General features: G+C 65.6%; 15 protein-coding genes and 3 tRNA genes. 13 read left to right on the forward strand and 5 right to left on the reverse strand.

Features of this window, described 5'->3' with window-relative positions; genetic code table 11:
- Positions 1 to 11 precede the first annotated feature (11 nt).
- Positions 12 to 1121: a serine hydrolase gene (locus D0T21_RS10810; RefSeq protein WP_199538454.1), complete on the reverse strand. Its 1110-nt coding sequence runs from the start codon at positions 1119 to 1121 to the stop codon at positions 12 to 14.
- A gap of 127 nt (positions 1122 to 1248) precedes the next feature.
- Positions 1249 to 2853, reverse strand: a complete 1605-nt coding sequence (locus D0T21_RS10815) for an ATP-binding protein (protein WP_116989833.1) — start codon at positions 2851 to 2853, stop codon at positions 1249 to 1251.
- Between the two features lie 207 nt (positions 2854 to 3060).
- Between D0T21_RS10815 and D0T21_RS10820 the strand changes: the two genes are divergently transcribed.
- From D0T21_RS10820 to D0T21_RS10830, 3 genes are all read left to right on the forward strand, one after another.
- A tRNA-Leu gene (locus D0T21_RS10820) sits at positions 3061 to 3145 on the forward strand.
- A 151-nt stretch (positions 3146 to 3296) separates the two neighbouring features.
- A tRNA-Leu gene (locus D0T21_RS10825) sits at positions 3297 to 3381 on the forward strand.
- Between the two features lie 181 nt (positions 3382 to 3562).
- Positions 3563 to 3647: transfer RNA gene (locus D0T21_RS10830), tRNA-Leu, on the forward strand.
- 53 nt (positions 3648 to 3700) lie between these two features.
- Here D0T21_RS10830 and D0T21_RS10835 read toward each other — a convergent pair.
- Positions 3701 to 4549: an NmrA family NAD(P)-binding protein gene (locus D0T21_RS10835; RefSeq protein WP_116990062.1), complete on the reverse strand. Its 849-nt coding sequence runs from the start codon at positions 4547 to 4549 to the stop codon at positions 3701 to 3703.
- Positions 4550 to 4675: 126 nt separating this feature from the next.
- Between D0T21_RS10835 and D0T21_RS10840 the strand changes: the two genes are divergently transcribed.
- From D0T21_RS10840 to D0T21_RS10885, 10 genes are all read left to right on the forward strand, one after another.
- Positions 4676 to 5095, forward strand: coding sequence for a helix-turn-helix domain-containing protein (locus D0T21_RS10840; RefSeq protein WP_116989832.1), 420 nt, complete (start codon positions 4676 to 4678; stop codon positions 5093 to 5095).
- Between the two features lie 81 nt (positions 5096 to 5176).
- Complete coding sequence (locus D0T21_RS10845) at positions 5177 to 7375, forward strand: ATP-binding protein (RefSeq protein WP_116989831.1); 2199 nt, start codon at positions 5177 to 5179, stop codon at positions 7373 to 7375.
- Between the two features lie 134 nt (positions 7376 to 7509).
- Positions 7510 to 8631, forward strand: a complete 1122-nt coding sequence (locus D0T21_RS10850) for a GGDEF domain-containing protein (protein ID WP_307720714.1) — start codon at positions 7510 to 7512, stop codon at positions 8629 to 8631.
- 3 nt (positions 8632 to 8634) lie between these two features.
- Positions 8635 to 8844 (forward strand): hypothetical protein, encoded by a 210-nt coding sequence (locus tag D0T21_RS10855; RefSeq protein ID WP_116989829.1) that lies wholly within the window; start codon positions 8635 to 8637, stop codon positions 8842 to 8844.
- 68 nt (positions 8845 to 8912) lie between these two features.
- On the forward strand, positions 8913 to 9476 hold the full coding sequence (locus D0T21_RS10860) for a phasin family protein (RefSeq protein ID WP_116989828.1): 564 nt from the start codon (positions 8913 to 8915) through the stop codon (positions 9474 to 9476).
- 121 nt (positions 9477 to 9597) lie between these two features.
- Positions 9598 to 11238 carry a VRR-NUC domain-containing protein gene (locus D0T21_RS10865; protein WP_116989827.1) on the forward strand — a complete coding sequence of 547 codons (1641 nt, stop codon included), beginning with the start codon at positions 9598 to 9600 and terminating at the stop codon, positions 11236 to 11238.
- Complete coding sequence (locus D0T21_RS10870) at positions 11235 to 13580, forward strand: helicase C-terminal domain-containing protein (protein ID WP_373886666.1); 2346 nt, start codon at positions 11235 to 11237, stop codon at positions 13578 to 13580. Before D0T21_RS10865 ends, D0T21_RS10870 begins: the two co-directional genes overlap by 4 nt.
- Positions 13581 to 13721: 141 nt before the next feature.
- A complete protein-coding gene (locus tag D0T21_RS10875; RefSeq protein WP_147328090.1) occupies positions 13722 to 13922 on the forward strand; it encodes a hypothetical protein in 201 nt (66 codons plus the stop codon).
- Between the two features lie 127 nt (positions 13923 to 14049).
- Positions 14050 to 14622 carry an adenylyl-sulfate kinase gene (cysC, locus tag D0T21_RS10880; protein WP_116989824.1) on the forward strand — a complete coding sequence of 191 codons (573 nt, stop codon included), beginning with the start codon at positions 14050 to 14052 and terminating at the stop codon, positions 14620 to 14622.
- Positions 14610 to 16187 carry a Wzt carbohydrate-binding domain-containing protein gene (locus tag D0T21_RS10885; protein ID WP_158567994.1) on the forward strand — a complete coding sequence of 526 codons (1578 nt, stop codon included), beginning with the start codon at positions 14610 to 14612 and terminating at the stop codon, positions 16185 to 16187. The genes cysC and D0T21_RS10885 overlap by 13 nt, the downstream gene beginning before the upstream one ends.
- 2 nt (positions 16188 to 16189) lie before the next feature.
- Here D0T21_RS10885 and D0T21_RS10890 read toward each other — a convergent pair whose 3' ends face one another.
- The gene (locus D0T21_RS10890; protein ID WP_116989822.1) at positions 16190 to 16927 is read right to left on the reverse strand and encodes a LytTR family DNA-binding domain-containing protein; all 738 of its coding nucleotides are present in this window, start codon (positions 16925 to 16927) and stop codon (positions 16190 to 16192) included.
- Between the two features lie 3 nt (positions 16928 to 16930).
- Positions 16931 to 18010: a sensor histidine kinase gene (locus D0T21_RS10895; protein ID WP_116989821.1), complete on the reverse strand. Its 1080-nt coding sequence runs from the start codon at positions 18008 to 18010 to the stop codon at positions 16931 to 16933.
- Between the last annotated feature and the right edge of the window lie 2 nt (positions 18011 to 18012).

Below are 18012 nucleotides of genomic sequence, written 5' to 3' on the forward strand. Positions count from 1 at the left end.
TTCATGCGCCTCTACAGTTTGCTCAGGAAGCGGCCGATCAGGTTGAATATCAGCTCTTCGTTGTCACTACCCTGCTGGATGGGCAGATCCCACAACGCGGCCGTGGCGACAGTCATGCGCAAGTCCGGCACCAACATGGCGAATTGCCCGCCAAAACCGTAGGCCGTGATCACCTGATGGCCACCCAGCATGCCGCGCCACCACAAATAGCCGTAGCCAACATCGCTCAGGTCGCCTATCGGGCCGATGTGGACGTGATTGACAAAACTCTCGGCCAGCCAGGCGGCCGGCACCACGGACTTGCCCTGCCACATGCCGCCGTCGAGCGCCATCCACGCCAGCTTCATCATGTCCCGCGCCCGCAACTGCAAGCCAAAGGAGCCGAGTATCGTGCCGGTCGCGTCGCGCTGCCAGGTCACCTGGCGGATGCCGAGTGGCGCGAACAGGTTGCGCGTGGCGACCGCCAGCGTGTCCTCGCCATACGCATCCGCGACGATGGGCGACACCAGATGCGATACAGCGCTGTTGTAATTCCAGTACGGCCCGTTGGGCCCCAGCGGCGCCACCGGCAAGTGCAGCGCCAGGCTGGTCAGGTCGGGAGTATGCAAGAGTTCCTGCAAATGGACATCCTCATCCCACTCCAGGCCGCTGCGCATGCGCAGCACTTGGGCCAGTGTGACATTGCCCGCCACAGAGCCAGGCACCTTGGCCAGCTCCTTGGGCAGCAACTCACCCAGCGTGGCCGTGGCGTCGCGTATCTTGCCGTCACGGATGGCCTGCCCGGCCAGCAGGCTGCTGACGGTCTTGGTGGCCGAGCGGATGTGGCGCAGGTCGGAGGATTTGCCGTCGGCGTAGTAGCGCTCGCCGATCAGGCTGCCGTTGCGCACCACCAGCAGGCTGCGCATCTCCGGGATTTGCGCACCTTCGGACAGCAGGCTCTGCATCGCGGCCGCCGCCACGCCCTCGCTCTCCGGCGTCGCCGTGCGCCAGTCGTCGTCCACGACCACCGAAGCGACCACGTTTTCCGGCCCGGCGCCATTACCGGAATTGCCACCGCCTCCGCAGGCGCTCAACAAGGGAGCGCCCAAGCCCAGCATCATCACATCGCGTCGCGTAACCATATCCGCCCATCGAAAAAAGTGGGACCGCCGCGTGTGTCGCATGCGGCGAGTCGATGGGGACGATGCTATGCCAGAGGCGCGGCGAACAGAGAGTGCCGGAAGTCATGCATGCCGGACCAGGCCGGCCTCACTCCGGGGCCGTACTCCACTCCAGCTTGAGATGCGCGCCGATCTCGCGCAGCAGCTCAAGCTCGTCAACCGGCTTGCTGAGGAAGGCGTTGGCGCCCACCTGACGTGAGCGCTCCTCCTCTTCCGGGGTCGAGCTGGCGGAAATCATCAACACCGGCATGGTGCTGGTGCGCGCGTCGGCACGCAGGCGGCGCGTGGTTTCGATGCCGTCCATGTCCGGCATCACCATGTCCAGCAACACCAGGTCCGGCGCGCCGGACTGCGCCTGCAGCAAGCCGTCGGCGCCGTTGTCGGCCTCCAGCATGCGGAAGTCCAGTGCGCCCAGCAAATCACGCAGCAAGGCGCGGTTGGTGGCGACATCGTCCACTACCAGGATGGTCTTGCGCGGCCCCAGGTAGCCGGTGGCGTTGTGACCATCGCTGCTGATGGCGGCGGGCGCCGCCACCACCGGCATCGCCACATCGAACCAGAAGCGGCTCCCTGTACCCAGCATGCTTTCCACTTTCAGCTCGCCGCCCATCAGCCGCACCAGCTGGCCGCTGATCGCCAGGCCCAGCCCGGTGCCACCGGCACGGCGCGAGGCATCGCCCACTTGCTCGAACGGACGGAAGATGGCGTCGATATGGCCTGGGGCGATGCCGATGCCGTCGTCGTGCACCTCGAAGCGCAGCGCGGCGGCATCGGGCGCGGCGCCGGGCCTTGCAGGCAGCGGCAGCACGCGCAAGCGCACCGTGCCGCGGTCGGTGAACTTGACGGCGTTGCCCAGCAAATTCAGCAGCACCTGGCGCAAGCGGGTTTCGTCGACGCTGATCGCCTCCGGCAGACCGGCCGCCAGCTCCAGTTCGAAGTGCAAGTGCTTTTGCTCGGCGCGCACGCGCATGATGTCGGCCACCACCGACAACAGATCGGCCAACACCACTGGCTTGGGATGGAAGTCCATCTTGCCCGCCTCCACCCGCGACAGGTCAAGCACGTCGTTAATCAGCGCCAGCAGATGCTGGCCGCCCTGCTGGATCGTGCCGACGCCGCTCTTCTGGGTCGGCGTCAAAGCCTTGTCGCGCTTGAGGATCTGGGTATAGCCGAGGATGGCGTTGAGCGGGGTGCGCAGTTCGTGGCTCATCGCCGCCAGGAAGGCGCTCTTGGCGCGGTTGGCCACTTCGGCGCGCTCCATGGCAATGCGCAACTCGGCATTGGCGCGCTGCAGTTCGGCGTTGACCGCCTCCAGCTGCGCCGGACTGGGGATGCGCAGCGCCACCGGCACCAGCCGCACCAGCACGATGGCCGTCACCACCGAGGCGGCGGCGGTGATCGACTTCAGTATCACCGACAGCCAGTAGTCCGGATGCCAGATCACCCAGATGTCGGCCACGTGGGTGCTGCCGCAAGCCAGGATGAAAATGCCGAAGGCGATGAACATCCAGTCGAACGGCAAGTCGCGGCGCTTGCGGATAAAGTACAGCAGCGTGATCGGAATGGTCAGGTAGGCCAGCGCGATCAGTGCGTCGGAAATCACGCTCAGCCACAGGATCGACGGCGTCCAGAGAAAACAGTGACCATGCGGCATGAAGCCCTGGCTACCGAACCAGCTACTCATCGTATCCATCGCCTACCTCCTTTGCCTCAGTGACGGGGCCAGCATTCAGGAGCTTACGAAAGTGTGAGCAAACAAGCAAGCAGCAAATCAGGCGTGCGGCCCGGTGCAATCTTTATCAAAAATCAGCATTTCTCTCTTGACGGCGCCGTGCCGCTCCCCTATGATTCTGGCCTCTGTTACAGCATATGTAGCAGAGAGCAGCAAAGCAGTAACAGTGCCCACGTGGCGGAATTGGTAGACGCGCATGGTTCAGGTCCATGTGCCGCAAGGTGTGGGGGTTCGAGTCCCTCCGTGGGCACCAAAAAATTCCGCAAAAAAGCCTCCATCGAGCTGAAAAGCAGATGGAGGCTTTTTTCATTTCCGAGTCGTTTCACGATGCCCTTGACGGCAGCGCCGCCATGCGGCATGATGCTGCCTCTGTTGCAGAACACGCAGCAGATAGCAGTAACAGTGCCCACGTGGCGGAATTGGTAGACGCGCATGGTTCAGGTCCATGTGCCGCAAGGTGTGGGGGTTCGAGTCCCTCCGTGGGCACCAAAAAATTCCGCAAAAAAGCCTCCATCGAGCTGAAAAGCAGATGGGGGCTTTTTTCATTGCCGCTCACTTCCCTCTCTGGAAATTATTTCATAAAAGCACGAAAACTCTATTGACGAGGTGCCAGCCCTCCTTTAAGATTCGGGCCTCTGTTGCAGAACACGTAGCAGATAGCAGTAACAGTGCCCACGTGGCGGAATTGGTAGACGCGCATGGTTCAGGTCCATGTGCCGCAAGGTGTGGGGGTTCGAGTCCCTCCGTGGGCACCAAAAATTCCGCAAAAAAGCCGCAGCGCCCTTAAAAAGGACTGCGGCTTTTTTCATTACAGCGCCACTTTGACGGCGTCGGCCAGCGATATGGTCGGGCGGCCGATCAACCGGCCCAGCGCACCACTGCGATCATCCAGCGCGCCCTTGGCGGCCTGCGCATCCGAATCGGCGATCAGCTCGGCCAGCGGCGCCGGCAAGCCAACACCCACCAGCATCTCCCGATACTCCTGCTGCGGCAGATTGTGGAAAGGGATGTGCTTGCCCGACTGGCGCGACACTTCGTCCGCCAGCTCGCCCAGCGTGAAACCATGATCCCCCGCCAGCTCATACACTTGCTCGACCGCCTGCGTGCTGGTCAGCACGGCCGCCGCCGCGTCGGCGTAGTCGGCACGGGCGGCAGCTGCAATCCGCCCTTCCCCGGCGCCGCCGGCCAGCGCGCCATGCGCCAGCGCCCCGCCGAGGCTGCCCGTGTAGTTTTCCACGTACCAGCCGTTGCGCAGCAAACTGTACGGCAAGCCGGAAGCGCGCACCGCCGCCTCGGTCTCGCGATGCTCGGCCGCCAGCGCCAGCGTCGACGTGTCCGCATGCAGCACGCTGGTGTAGGCCAGCAGGCCGGCCCTGGCGCGCACGGCGGCGTCGATGACGTTGCGGTGCTGCGCGCCGCGCTGGCCCAGTTCGTTCGACGAAATCAGCAGCACCTTGCTCGCGCCCTGGAAGGCGGCGTCCAGCGAGGCCGGATCGGTGTAGTCGGCACGCCGCACCTGTACGCCTTGCGCGGCCAGGTCGGATGCCTTGGCGACATCGCGCACGGCGGCGACGATCTGCGCGGCAGGAACGGTTTTCAGCAGGCGGGCGATCACCAGACGGCCCAGTTGGCCGGTAGCACCAGTAACGATAATCATGTTGTTTTCCTTCGAATAGGCTGCCACGGGGAGGTTTCCGCGCGGTTGGGACTATAATAGGGCCTATACTTACGAATTGTAAGTACGCACAATTTAGTAAGTACCCCTGACCAGAGAAGGAACAATATGAGCCAAATCAAATCCAGCCGGTCCCTGCGCAAGGCGCTGGCCGGCAACCTGGGCGACCCGCGCGCCCACGTGCTGGCGGCGGAATGCCCGTCGCGCGCCGTGCTCGGCCACATCACCAGCCGCTGGGGCGTGCTGGTGCTGGTGGTGCTGCTGGACGGCACCCACCGCTTCAGCCAGCTGCGCCGGGAGATCGGCGGCGTCAGCGAGAAGATGCTGGCGCAGACGCTGGATGCGCTGGCCACCGACGGCTTGGTGCTGCGGGTGGCGCATCAGGTGGTGCCGCCGCATGTGGAATACAGCCTGACGCCGCTGGGGCGCCAGGCCGCCGAGCGGCTGGAAGTGCTGGTCGACTGGATCGAAGACAATTTCCCGCTGATCCGGCAAGCCCAGGAAGAGGCGGCGCTGGCGGCGGCCTGAGTCCGCAGAAAGGCTTGACCCGGCCCGCCCATCCTGTGACACTGGCTGCTATCACGTACTGCGGAGCGGATACCCTTACCCATGATGCAGCCGTCACTCCCCCACCAGCCCAACATCGTGTTGATAGCCACCAACACGAACTACGATCTCGCCCTGCTCAGGATCATGCTGGCCCGCCACGGCTTGGGGGTCGAGCTGGTGCGGCGCGGCGACGAGGCACTGGCGCTGGCGGCAGGCGGCCAGGTCGCACTGGCGTTGCTCGACGTGGCGCTGGCCGGCAGCGCGCGGCTGGAACTGTGCCTGCGCATGCGCGCCGCCTGCGGCGATACGCTGCCGGTGTTCCTGCTGTCCGGCAGCCCCAGTCCCGACGAGCGCGAGCGCGCCCGCGAAGCCGGCGTCAGCGCCTACCTGCCGCTGTCGCTACCCACCGAAGACATCGCTGAACGCGTGCTGCTGGAGCTGAAGGCGATCTCGCCGGCCCCGCCGGCGGCCGACATGCCGACCATGGCGACGCTGGAAGTCAACTACCACCACATGCTGTCCGGCTCGCCGGACGCCATCCTGCTGATGCAGCGCGGCAGCAATCGCGTGCTGGACGTCAACCGCCAGACACGCATCCTGTTCGGTTCCACCGAGACCGAGCTGGTGCAAGCCACCCTGCCCGCGCTGTGCCCGGCGCGACAGCCCGACGGCCGCAGTTCGGCCGAGGCCTTCGCCGGCTACGTCGACCAGGTGATGGCGGGCGGGGTCCAGATATTCGAGCTGACGGTGCTGCACAGTTCCGGCCGCGAGATCCCGTGCGAACTGCGCATGGTGCCGCTGAACACGCCCGAACACCGCCTGATGCATGTGCGCATCGTCGACATCAGCAGCCGCAAACTGGCCGAGCAACTACGCGACGGCAAGAACCAGGTGCTGGAAATGATCGCGCGCGGCGCGCCGCTGGCCGACACGCTGGAACGCCTGACCCTGCTGATCGAATCGCAGGCGCCGCCGGTGCTGTGCACGGTGATGCTGGTGGCGCCGGACGGCGTCACGCTGCTGACCGCCGCCGGTCCCAACATGCCGGCCGACTATATGGCGACCATCCACGGCCTGGCGGCCGGCCCGGTGGCAGGTTCCTGCGGCACAGCCGTGCACCGCAAGGAGACCGTGGTGGTCAGCGACACCTACAACGATCCGCTGTGGGCGCCGTACAAGGAGATCGCCGTCCAGTACGGCCTGCGCGCCTGCTGGGCCATGCCCATCCTGCTCGATCCCGGCACGGTGCTGGGCAGCTTCGCCATGTACTACCGCGAGCCGCGCAGCCCGACCGAGGATGACCGCCGCCTGATCAAGGCCGCCAGCCACCTGGCCGGCATCGCCATCGCCAGCACCCGGCGCGAGGCCGAACTGGTGCGTCATCGCGAGCATCTGGAAGAACTGGTGCAGGCCCGGACAGCCGAGCTGGTGCGCGCCAAAGAGGAAGCCGAGCACGCCAACGACGAGCTGACCACGGCGCTGGACAACCTCAGCCTGACGCAGGAAGAGCTGGTGCGGCGAGACAAGCTGGCGGCGCTGGGCGCGCTGGTGGCCGGCGTGGCCCACGAGCTGAACACGCCGATCGGCAACTGCCTGACCATGGCCGGCAGCATGAGCGAACGCACGGCCGAACTGCGGCGCGACCTGGAGGGCGGGCTGCGGCGCTCGGTGCTGGAAGTCTATCTGCAACAGGCCGCCGATGCCGACGCCGTGGTGCTGCGCAACCTGAACCGCGCCGCCGCGCTGGTGGCCGGTTTCCGCCGCATCGCGGTCGACAGCGCCAGTTCGCAGCGCAGCCGCTTCGTGCTGGGCGACCTGGTGGCCCAGTTGCTGCAATCGTCCCAGTCCACGCTCCAGCAACATGGACTGGTGCTGGTCGAGGACGTCGAACACTGGCTGGAACTCGACAGCTATCCCGGCCCGCTGGCCCAGGCGCTGGAAAACCTGATCGACAACAGCATCACGCATGGCTTCAACGGCCGTGGCCACGGCACCATCACGATCCGGGCGCAGGACACCGGCAACGGCGAAATCGCCATTTCGGTCGGCGATGACGGCGACGGCATCCCGAGCGCCAATCTGCCGCGCATCTACGATCCCTTCTTCACCACCCGGCTCGGCGCCGGCGGTTCCGGCCTGGGTTTGTACATTACGCACAACATCGTCACCGGCGTGCTGGGCGGGCATATCGACGTCGTCAGCCAGCTCGGCCTAGGCACCACCTTCACCATGCGCCTGCCAAGGACGGCCCCGCTTTGAGCCGGACTCAACAATTTTCCTCCGCGCAATTATTGCAGCCGTATAATAGGTTGTATCAGACCGGCAAACAGCCGGCGCCTAGCGGAGAGACCAGTCCTGTGCACCCACATCCTGCCCAGCCTGCGAAGATGGAAATGGCGACCCTGCGTTGCGAATTCAGCGACGCCACGGCCGAACGTGCATTCCTGCGCCATCACCTGACCATGACGCAGGCGCAGCTGCGCGTGACGTTTGTCTTCTGTTCCCTGTTCTACCTGTGCTTTGCCGCCACCGACGTCATCTGGCTGGGCTACAGCCTGCGCACCGCGGTGCTGGCCAGCGCGCGCCTGCTGGTGGCCGCCACCGCGCTGGGCAGCCTGGTGCTGCTGCGGCGCCGGCCCGATTCCATCCCCATCACGCGCGGCGTCGCCAGCATGGTCGAGATGGCGGGCGCGGCCGGCTTCCTGCTGATCGCCGCGCTGCGCCCTTCCGAGTTTTCGCTGCACGCGATTTCGATGTCCATCGTCGTCATCGTGATCTACATCTACATTCCGAACCGGCTGCTGTACGCGGCCGCGATCGCCGCGCCGGCCACGCTGGGCTTCATCGTGCTGGCCCAGCAGCTGGGCAACCTGCGCCGCGTCGAGCTGGCGACCATGGCGGCGCTGCTGGTGCTGACCAATGTGTTCGGCTACGTGGCGGCGCGCCGCTACCAGTTGCTGTTGCGCGACGAATACAGCGCGCAGACGGTGCTGAAGAACCTGTCGGTGCGCGATCCGCTGACCGGCTGCTACAACCGGCGCCACCTGCACGAACAATTGCTGGAGACGGAAATCTCGCGCGCCCAGCGCTACCGGCTGAGCCTGACGGTCATCATGAGCGACCTGGACCACTTCAAGGCGGTCAACGACACCTACGGCCACAACGGCGGCGACGCCGTGCTGCAACGCTTCGGCGCCCTGCTGCAATCGATGACGCGCGACAGCGTCGACAGCGTGGTGCGCTACGGCGGCGAGGAATTCCTGCTGATCCTGCCGGAGACCGACCTGGCCGGCGGCGCCCTGCTGGCCGAGCGCCTGCGCCACGCGCTGGCCGACACGCCGGTCGCCTACGAGGGCCAGCAGATCCACATCACGGCCAGCTTCGGCGTGGCCAGCGTCGACTTCGCGACCTCCACGCACGAAGCCCACCTCAACATGATCGCCTCCGCCGACGAATTGCTGTACGCTGCCAAAAACGGCGGCCGCAACCGCGTCTGCTCGCGACAACTGGTATAAAACATGATCTACATCAAACGATACGCGCTGGCCGCCGCCATGCTGGCCCTGTGCAGCAGCAGCCTCAACGCCGGTCCGGCGCCGTGGTACAAGTGGCGCAGCAAGATCGACAACTACCTCAGCTGCTCGCAGACGCCGCTGGGGCCGGGCTGGGAAAAGGACTCCGGCCCCTATAAAGATAGCCGTTGCGAAAAGTTGGTTCTTGCTAAATAATGGGGTCGCAATAACAGGGGGAACCCCGGGGCATTACTGGCTACATTTCATCATCTTGAGGAGACTGTATGTTTACAAATCCCGAACAATTTGCCAACGCCACCAAAGCACTGTTTGAATTTCAGCTTGAAACCTTCAACAGCCTGACCAGTAAAGCCGTGCAAGGCGTCGAGCAAGTCGTCGCCCTGAACATGGCCACCGCCAAAACCCAGCTGGAAGACGGCCTCGCCGCCGGCAAGGAAATCAGCCAGACCGCAGATCCCAAGGCCGCCATGTCGCTGGCCGCCGCCAAGATGCAACCGGGCGTAGCCGGCGCCGCCGCCTACAATCAGCAACTGGGCAGCATCATCGCCGAGATCCGCGAAGAATTCACCAAGGCCGCCGACGCCCATATGACCGAAGCCAAGAGCACGCTCAGCGCGCTGATCTATGACGTCACCAAGAACGTGCGTCCCGGATCGGAGAACGCGGTGCAGATCGTCAAGACCGCGATCGACAACGCCTTCAGCGGCTACGAGCAAGTGACCAAGGCCACCAAGCAAGCGGTCGAAGCGGTGGAAACGCAAATCGCCAAAGCCAGCGCCCTGGTCGATCAAAACACCGTCAAACCGGCCAAGACCGCGAAAAAGTAAGCAGGTTCAACTCCCCGCACCAGCCAGGCCCGCGCGCCTGGCTTTTTATTTTGCTGGGCGTGCGCCGCCAAATGCGATACACTGTACATAAACACAGTTATCGCAACAGCTCACTCCGGCAATGATCAAAGTCCTAGAAAATCCCTTGTACTACCTGGACAACTTCCAGCAGGTACTGACGTGGATAGGCGAGCGCTACGACGACTTGCTGACCGCCGAGGAACGCAGCTTCCTCACCGCCTTCCCCACCTTGCCGCAAGCCTCGCGCGCGCTGTTCGTGCGCATGGTGATGCGCAAGGGGACGGTGTTCCGCGCCAGCAAACTGGCCTATGCGGAGATCGGCAGCACGCATGAAGCCGCCCGTCCGCTGGCGGCCCTGGGCCTGATCGAGGAAGACCCCGCGCTGGACCTGGACCAGCTGTTCGAACTGCTGCAAAAACCCGAGATCGGCCAGATCTTCCAGCTCCCCCCGCACCTGCGCCAGTTGCGCAAGGCCGACCAGCTGGAAGCGCTGCGCGCACAGCATGAAGGCGAGCACCGCTACTCCAGCTGGTACCAGGGTTCCGGCGACCACTGCTACCGCAACCTGACGCAGGAACTGTGCGACCGCCTGCGGCTTATCTTCTTCGGCAACTACCACCAGGACTGGACCGAGTTCGTGCTGTCCGACCTCGGCATCTACCAGTACGAAAAGGTCGACTTCTCGCCGGCCGCGCGCGGCTTCCGCAGCCGCCGTGACATCGACGACTTCCTCGCGCTGCACCGCTGCCACGAGCGCTTCATCGAAGGCGAAGCGCCGGCCGACGTGATCCGCGACCTGCCGCCCTGCCCGGCCGACAACGAATGGCTGCGCAGCCGCCGCGACAAGCTGACCTTCCAGATCGCCCAGCACCTCGAGAAGCTGGCCGACTGGCCGGCCGCGCACGCGCTCTACGCGAACTGCAACTACCCCGGCGCCCGCGCGCGCGCCGTGCGCGTGCTGGAAAAAGACGAACAGCCGCGCGCCGCCTTCGAGCTGCTGCAAGCCGCGCTGCAAGCGCCGGAAAGCGAAGCCGAACGCCAGCAGCTGCTGCGCATGCAGCCGCGCCTGGCGCGCAAGCTGGGCCACGCCAAGCCGGCGCCGCACGCGCCCGCGCAACCGCTGCGCATCGACCTCAGCCTGCCGCCACCGCAGGAACCGAGCTACGTCGAATTCGTCGTGCGCGACCACCTGAACCGCGACGATGCCCCGGTCTACTACGTCGAGAACGCGCTGATCAATTCGCTGTTCGGCCTGCTGTGCTGGGACGCCGTGTTCAGCCCGATACCGGGCGCCTTCTTCCATCCCTACCACCGCGGCCCGGCCGACCTGCACAGCGCCGATTTCCAGCGCCGCCGCGCGCAGCAGTTCGCCGCCGCGCTGGCGCAGCTCGACAGCGATCAATACCGCACCACGATACGCGCCAACTTCACCGCCAAGGCCGGCATCCAGTCGCCCTTCGTGTACTGGGAGACGCTGGACCCGGCGCTGCTCGACCTGGCGCTGGACTGCATCCCGGCGTTGCACCTGAAGCGCGCCTTCGAACGCATCCTGGCCGACATCAAGGCCAACCGCAGCGGCTTCCCCGACCTGATCCAGTTCTGGCCGGCCGAGCGCCGCTACAACATGATTGAAGTCAAAGGCCCGGGCGACCGGCTGCAGGACAACCAGCTGCGCTGGATCGACTACTGCGCCACGCACGACATGCCGATCTCGGTCTGCTACCTGCAATGGGCGGCATGAGCGCACCCGGCTACACGATCGCCGTGCGCGCGCTGTGCGAGTTCACCGCCAAGACCGGCGACCTCGACCTGCGCTTCACGCCCTCGCCGACGGCGCAGGAAGGCATCGCCGGCCACGCCGTCGTCACCGCGCGGCGCGACGATGATTACCAGACCGAAGTCGCACTGTCCGGCGATTTCGGCCCGCTGCGCGTGCGCGGCCGCGCCGACGGCTACGACCTCCGCGCCCGGCGTCTCGAGGAAATCAAGACCTATCGCGGCGACCTGAAGAAGATGCCGGACAACCAGCGCCAGCTGCACTGGGCGCAGGTCAAAATCTACGGCCACCTGCTGTGCGCGGATCAAGGACTGGACCGGATCAAACTGGCGCTGGTCTACTTCGACATCGGCAGCCAGAAGGAAACCGTGCTGCAGGAAGAGCACACGGCGGCCAGCCTGCGCATCTACTTCGAACAGCAATGCACGCTGTTCCTGCAATGGGCGCAGCAGGAAATGGCGCACCGCGCCGAACGCGACCTGCAGCTGAAGGCGATGCGTTTTCCGCATGCGGACTTCCGCCCCGGCCAGCGCCAGCTGGCCGAAGCGATGTACAAGGCCAGCAAGCGCGGCGTGTGCCTGCTGGCGCAGGCGCCGACCGGCATCGGCAAGACCGTCGGCAGCCTGTTCCCCATGCTGAAAGCCAGCGCCGAACACGGCGTCGACAAAGTGTTCTTCCTGGCCGCGAAAACCTCGGGCCGGCAGATGGCGCTGGACGCGGTCGACGTGATCCGCAGCGGCGCGCCACTGCTGCCCTTGCGCACGCTGGAGATGGCGTCCAAGGCCACCGCCTGCGTCAATCCGGACAAAGCCTGCCACGGCGATTCCTGCCCGCTGGCCAAGGGTTTCTACGACCGCCTGCCGGCCGCGCGCCAGGCCGCGCTGGACATCATGCTGCCGCCCGCATCCACCGACGCCGCCCCCACCCTGCTCGCGCTGGACCGCGACACGCTGCGCGCGGTCGCTCTGGCGCACGAGGTCTGCCCCTACTACCTGAGCAGCGAGATGGCGCGCTGGTGCGACATCGTCATCGGCGACTACAACTACTACTTCGACCTCAGCGCCATGCTGCACAGCCTGACGCTGCTGAACGACTGGAAGGTCAACGTGCTGGTGGACGAGGCCCACAACATGGTCGCGCGCGCCCGCAAGATGTATTCGGCCGACATGGAACACGCCGCGTTGCGCCTGCTGCGCAAGCTGGTCCCCGAAGAACTGAAGAAACCGCTGGACCGCGTGCACCGCCAGTGGAACCAGCTGGAAAAAGACCAGTCGGCCGAATACCAGTCCTACGCCGCGCTGCCGGAAAAATTCATGGGCGCGCTGCAAACGGCGGCCACCGCCATCTCCGACTACATGGCCGACCACCCGTCCTATGTCGACGCGGATTTGCAGGCCTTCTATTTCAACGCGCTGCTGTTCACGCGGCTGGCGGAGAGCTTCGGCGACCACGCGCTGTTCGATATCGAGAAGTCGGAAGGCGCGCGCGCCAGCCATTCCAATTCCGTGCTCTGCCTGCGCAACATCGTGCCGGCGCCCTTCCTCAAGCCGCGCTTCGAGAGCACCCACAGCACGGCGCTGTTCTCGGCCACGCTCAGCCCGTGGAACTACTTCGGCGACATGCTGGGCATGCCCGAGACCACGGCCTGGGTCGACGTCGAATCGCCGTTCGTGGCCGAGCAGCTGTCGGTGCAGGTGGCCGCGCACATCTCCACCCGCTACCAGCACCGCCAGCAATCGCTGCGCCCGATCGCCGAACTGATGGGCGAGCAATATCGCCGCCAGCCGGGCAACTACCTGGCCTTCTTCAGCAGCTTCGACTACATGGACAAGGCCGCCAACCAGTTCGCCGAACGCTATCCCGAGGTGCCGGTGTGGCGCCAGTCGCGCCGCATGGACGAGGCGGAGCGGGCGCAGTTCCTGGCCCGCTTCACGCTCGACAGCGAGGGCATCGGCTTCGCCGTGCTGGGCGGCTCCTTCGGCGAGGGCGTCGATTTGCCGGGCGCGCGCCTGATCGGCGCCTTTGTCGCCACGCTGGGCCTGCCACAGATCAACCCGGTCAACGAGCAGATCCGCCAGCGCATGGACGCCATCTTCGGCGCCGGCTACGACTACACCTACACCTTCCCCGGCATGCAGAAAGTGGTGCAGGCGGCCGGCCGCGTGATCCGCACGCAATCGGACCGCGGCACCGTCTACCTGATCGACGACCGCTTCGGCCGCCCCGAAATACAACAGCTGATGCCGGCCTGGTGGCGCATCGAACGCGCCGCCGCCCCCGAAGCAGTATCGTTACTAGCAGTTTGATAGCGATATGCAATCCACAGTCACCGGCGCGTCTGCTATATTTTCCTCATAAACGGGCTGCGCCCCGCCTTTGCGCATTGCCGTTGATATTTTGCGACTCACTCCGACTCCGTGAGCCTTCAGTTTTTCAGGACTGCGGCCATGAGACCTCGGGAAAATACGCGTCTTGCCGACGCGATCAGGCACGCCATCATCATCGATGCCACGGCGGGCGCCGCCCATGCATGGGCGTTTCTCAGCGCCCTGGACGTCCCCGACCACACCATTCTGCGCGTGCTGTCCGACCGCGCGCGGCGGCGCGACAGCGACCAGCGTCTTCCTGACCGGATTGACGTTGTGTAGCAATGCATGGCGCAGGATGTCGGTTTGTATTCCGTGTTAGAAAATGTAAATTTCAAGCCCTGACCTACTGTGCGCGATGTCGTTTGGCATAACATTGAGCCGAACTTATCGAATCAGTGAGGTAAACATGGACGACTCCTTCCGGCCGGCGCCGGCCCAGCGTGCGGGCGTGGTGTGGCTGTCCGGCCTGTCCGGAGCGGGGAAAACGACCGTGTCCATCCAGCTCAGCCGCATGCTGGCGGAAGCCGGGCTGCGCACCGTGCTGCTCGACGGCGACCAGCTGCGGCAAGGCCTCTGCAAGGACTTGGGATACAGCGCCAGCGACCGTCGCGAAAATCTGCGCCGCGCCGCCGAGGTATGCCGCCTGTTCACCGAGACGGGCGCCATCATCATCGCCGCCTTTGTCTCGCCGCTACAGGCGGACCGCGACATGGTGCGTGAACTGGCCGGTGAAAACTTCTTCGAAGTGTATTGCAACGCGCCGCTGGAAGTCTGCGAAGCGCGCGACGTCAAAGGCTTGTACGCGCTGGCGCGGCAAGGCCGCATTCCCGACTTTACCGGCATCTCGGCGCCGTATGAAGTGCCACGCGCGCCGGACCTGGTGCTCGACACGGCGCGGCAAACGGTCCGGCAATGCGCGGCGCAGATATTCAAGCTGCTCCATCAACGTCGACTCATCAGCGTCCCATGCCTCAACTAAAAGCTTACTCCGGCCGCGTCATCTTCGACCATCTTCCCAAGACCGGCGGCAGCGCGGTCGCCGGCTGGCTGGCGCGCGGCCTGGGATCGGGTTGCGTTTCGCCGCACATCGACGACGAGCACCAGAGCCTGATACGTCGCCACGGCGGCCAGTACAGCGTGCTGTGCGCGCACGTCAGCTACCTCAAGGCGGAAGGCCTCGATCCACGCTACAGCTATGCGACGCTGCTGCGCGAGCCGCTCGACCGCATCCTGTCGTCGCTGTATTTCGCATTGACCAACCATGGCGACGACCAGCTGTGGGGACTGGTGCCGCTGGTGCGCCGCTTCCTCGACAGCGATGGCGCCGACCTGGCGGAGCGCCTGCTGCCGCACGTATCGAACACCTATGTCGAGCATTTCTGCCGTATCGACGGCGACGGCACCGAGGACCCGCCGACACGCCTGCGCAATGCCATGACGGCGCTGCAGCGCTACGAGGTGGTGGGCGTCTACGACCAGCTGGAGAGCTTCCTGGCGAGCTTCGGCGCACTGCTGGAGCAGGCCGACATGCCGCCACTGGAGCGGGTGAACGCCACCGTCAGCCGGCCCGGCGCGGCGCAGGTATCGCCCGCCTTGCGCGCGCGGCTGCTCGAGCTCAATCAGCTCGACCTTCAGCTGTACCAGGCCGCGCGCGCCATCGCGGCCAGCAGGCCGGCGGCCGCGGCCACGGCACGCCGCTGGCAACACTTCGAGCGCCAGCCCGCCTACAGCGTGCGGACCGGCGACCTCGCCATCACGCAGGCCACGCTACGCGAGCACGGTGAAATCACAGCAGGCGGCAGCATGCACTTCGACCTGGAGCTGATGGCCACGCGCCGCCTGCCGGAACTGCTGCTGGGCATACACATCCGCGACAGCGACAACCGCCTGGTCTACGGTGTCCACAGCGGCATGCTGGGCGCATTGCAGGATGGCCTGGAGGCGGGCCGGCATCGGCTGAGCTACAGCGTCACGGCGGCGCTGCCCGCCGGCAGGTACACGGCGGGCTTCGCGGTGGTCGAAGTATTGAAGGATGGCCAGCGCGACCTGGCCTGGCACGACAGCCTGTGCGCGTTTGAAGTGCAGCTGCCCGCATCGACCGTGGGCCTGGGCTATGCCGACCTGTCCGCGCAATTGCTGATGGATGCGGCGCCGCCGGTGGCCGATACCGCGATCCGGCATGCGCCCGGTGCGCTGCAGGCGCACACGCCACTGCCGGCGATGCGCTGCAAGCACCGCTATCGCATCCCGGTCGATTTGCGCCACGACGGCGCCGAAGCCTGGCACGGCGACGGTCCGCGGCCGGTCATGCTGAGCTACCACTGGCTGCGTCCGGACGGCGTTCCGTGCGTGTACGACGGCGTGCGCACGCCCTTGCCCGCTGCCGGCGTGGCGCCCGGCGAGCGGCTGGCATGGCATGTGGATGTCGATGCCCCCGCCGCTCCCGGCGCCTACCAGCTGGTGCTCACCGCGCTGCAGGAAAACGTGGCGTGGTTCGAGAACCTGGGCTTCGAACCGGCGCGGCTGGCGCTGCAAGCGGCCTGACGCTACTGAAGCACGGCGCGGATCTTCTGGTAGCCGCTGCGGCTGACCGGCACCTTGCCGCCGTCCTTGAGGATGGCGACATAACTGTCCCTGGTGGCCTGCTCGATACGATCGACCCAGGCGATGTTGACGATCCATGAGCGGTGGATGCGCAGGAACTGCTGCGCGTCCAGCTGCTCTTCCAGCTCCGCCATGCGCTGGTTCTTCAGGTAGGACTTGCCTTCCGAGCGTATCTGCACGTAGTCGTCCTGCGCCTCGATGACCTCGATCTTGTCGCTGTTGATGACGTGGACCTTGGCGCCGTCGCGTATCAGCACGCGGCCCAGCGGCTTGTTGCGGCCGGCCGCCTCGCGCACCATGCTCGCCAGCGCAGTATCGCCCTCCGGCTTGCCAAGGTTGGCGCGCGCATGCGCCAGCGCCTGGTCGAAGCGCTGCTGGCTGAAAGGCTTGAGCAGGTAATCGAGCGCGTGGAACTCGAAGGCCTTGATCGCATACTGGTCGAAGGCGGTGGCGAAGATGTAGCGCGTTTTGCCGCCCGCCAGTTCGGCCACTTCGAAGCCGTCCAGCTTGGGCATCTGGATATCCAGGAACACCAGGTCCGGCGCCAGCTCGGTGATCGACTTGACCGCCTCGAAGCCGTTGGCGCATTCGGCCACCACTTCCACATCCGGATGTTCGGCCAGGTACTCGCGCACCACGCCGCGCGCCAGCATTTCATCGTCGACGATAATCACACGCATGCTCTACTCTCCCTCTTCGCCTGTTTGCGCGGGCATCGCGATGTCCACGCCAAAGCTGTTGTCGATACGTCCCCAGTGGATGCTGGCTTCGTGTTTGTAGGCGCCGGACAGGCGCTGGCGCACATTGCTCAAGCCGATGCCGTGGCCGTCGCTGCGGACGGACGCCATGTCCGGGTCGACCGGATTGTCGACCCGGATGTGCAGCATCGAGCCGGCACGGCGCGCCGTCACCCGTATGGTGCCGCCATCGGGCATATTGCAGATGCCGTGCTTGACGGCGTTCTCCACCAGCGGCTGGATGATCATCGGCGGCACCAGGCAGGCGGCGGCTTCGTCCCCGACCTGCTCCTCCACCTGCAGGCGCGCGCCGAAGCGCACCTGCTCGATCGCCAGGAAGTGGCGTATCAAGCGCATCTCCTCGTCCAGCGTGACTTTTTTATGCGCCTCCATGCCCAGGCTCTGGCGGAAGAAGCTGGCCAGTTCCAGCGTCATGCGGCGCGCCGCTTTCGGATCCTGCGAGGTCAGCGCGCTGATCGAATTGAGGCTGTTGAACAGGAAGTGCGGATCGATCTGCGTGCGCAGCATGCGCAGCTCGGCCTCCTGCGCCATCAGCAGCGATTCCAGCTCGCGCTGCTCGGCGCTCTTGGCGCGCACGAACTCGATCACCAGGTAATGCACCGCCGCCGCAAAGCCGTACAGCAGGATGCCCAGGCCGACGATCAGCGCCGACAACTGCGGGCTGAATGCGATGCCGGCCCACGAGACATCCAGCATCAGGCAGGCGCCGTTCCAGGCGCGCCCCACAGTCAGCCACAGGAAGCCGGACACCACCGCCGCCACCGTCAGCACCAGCGCGGTGGCGCCCGGCCTGCTGCCGCCCAGCGGATAGGCGCGGCACAGGTAGTAGGACGAATAGCCCGCCGCGAACGCGTACAACAGGTTCAGCGGAATCGCGAACATCATGGCGTTGGCGACCGGCGCGTCGTTCGCCAGCGAGATCACGCCGCCCAGCGCGATCCCCAGGAACAGCCACACCAGCAGGTAGATGGTGATGCCGCGCCGGCTGGAGGAAATCTCCTGCATGC

Source organism: Duganella sp. BJB476 (genome assembly GCF_003416895.1).
Lineage (GTDB): Bacteria > Pseudomonadota > Gammaproteobacteria > Burkholderiales > Burkholderiaceae_D > Rugamonas.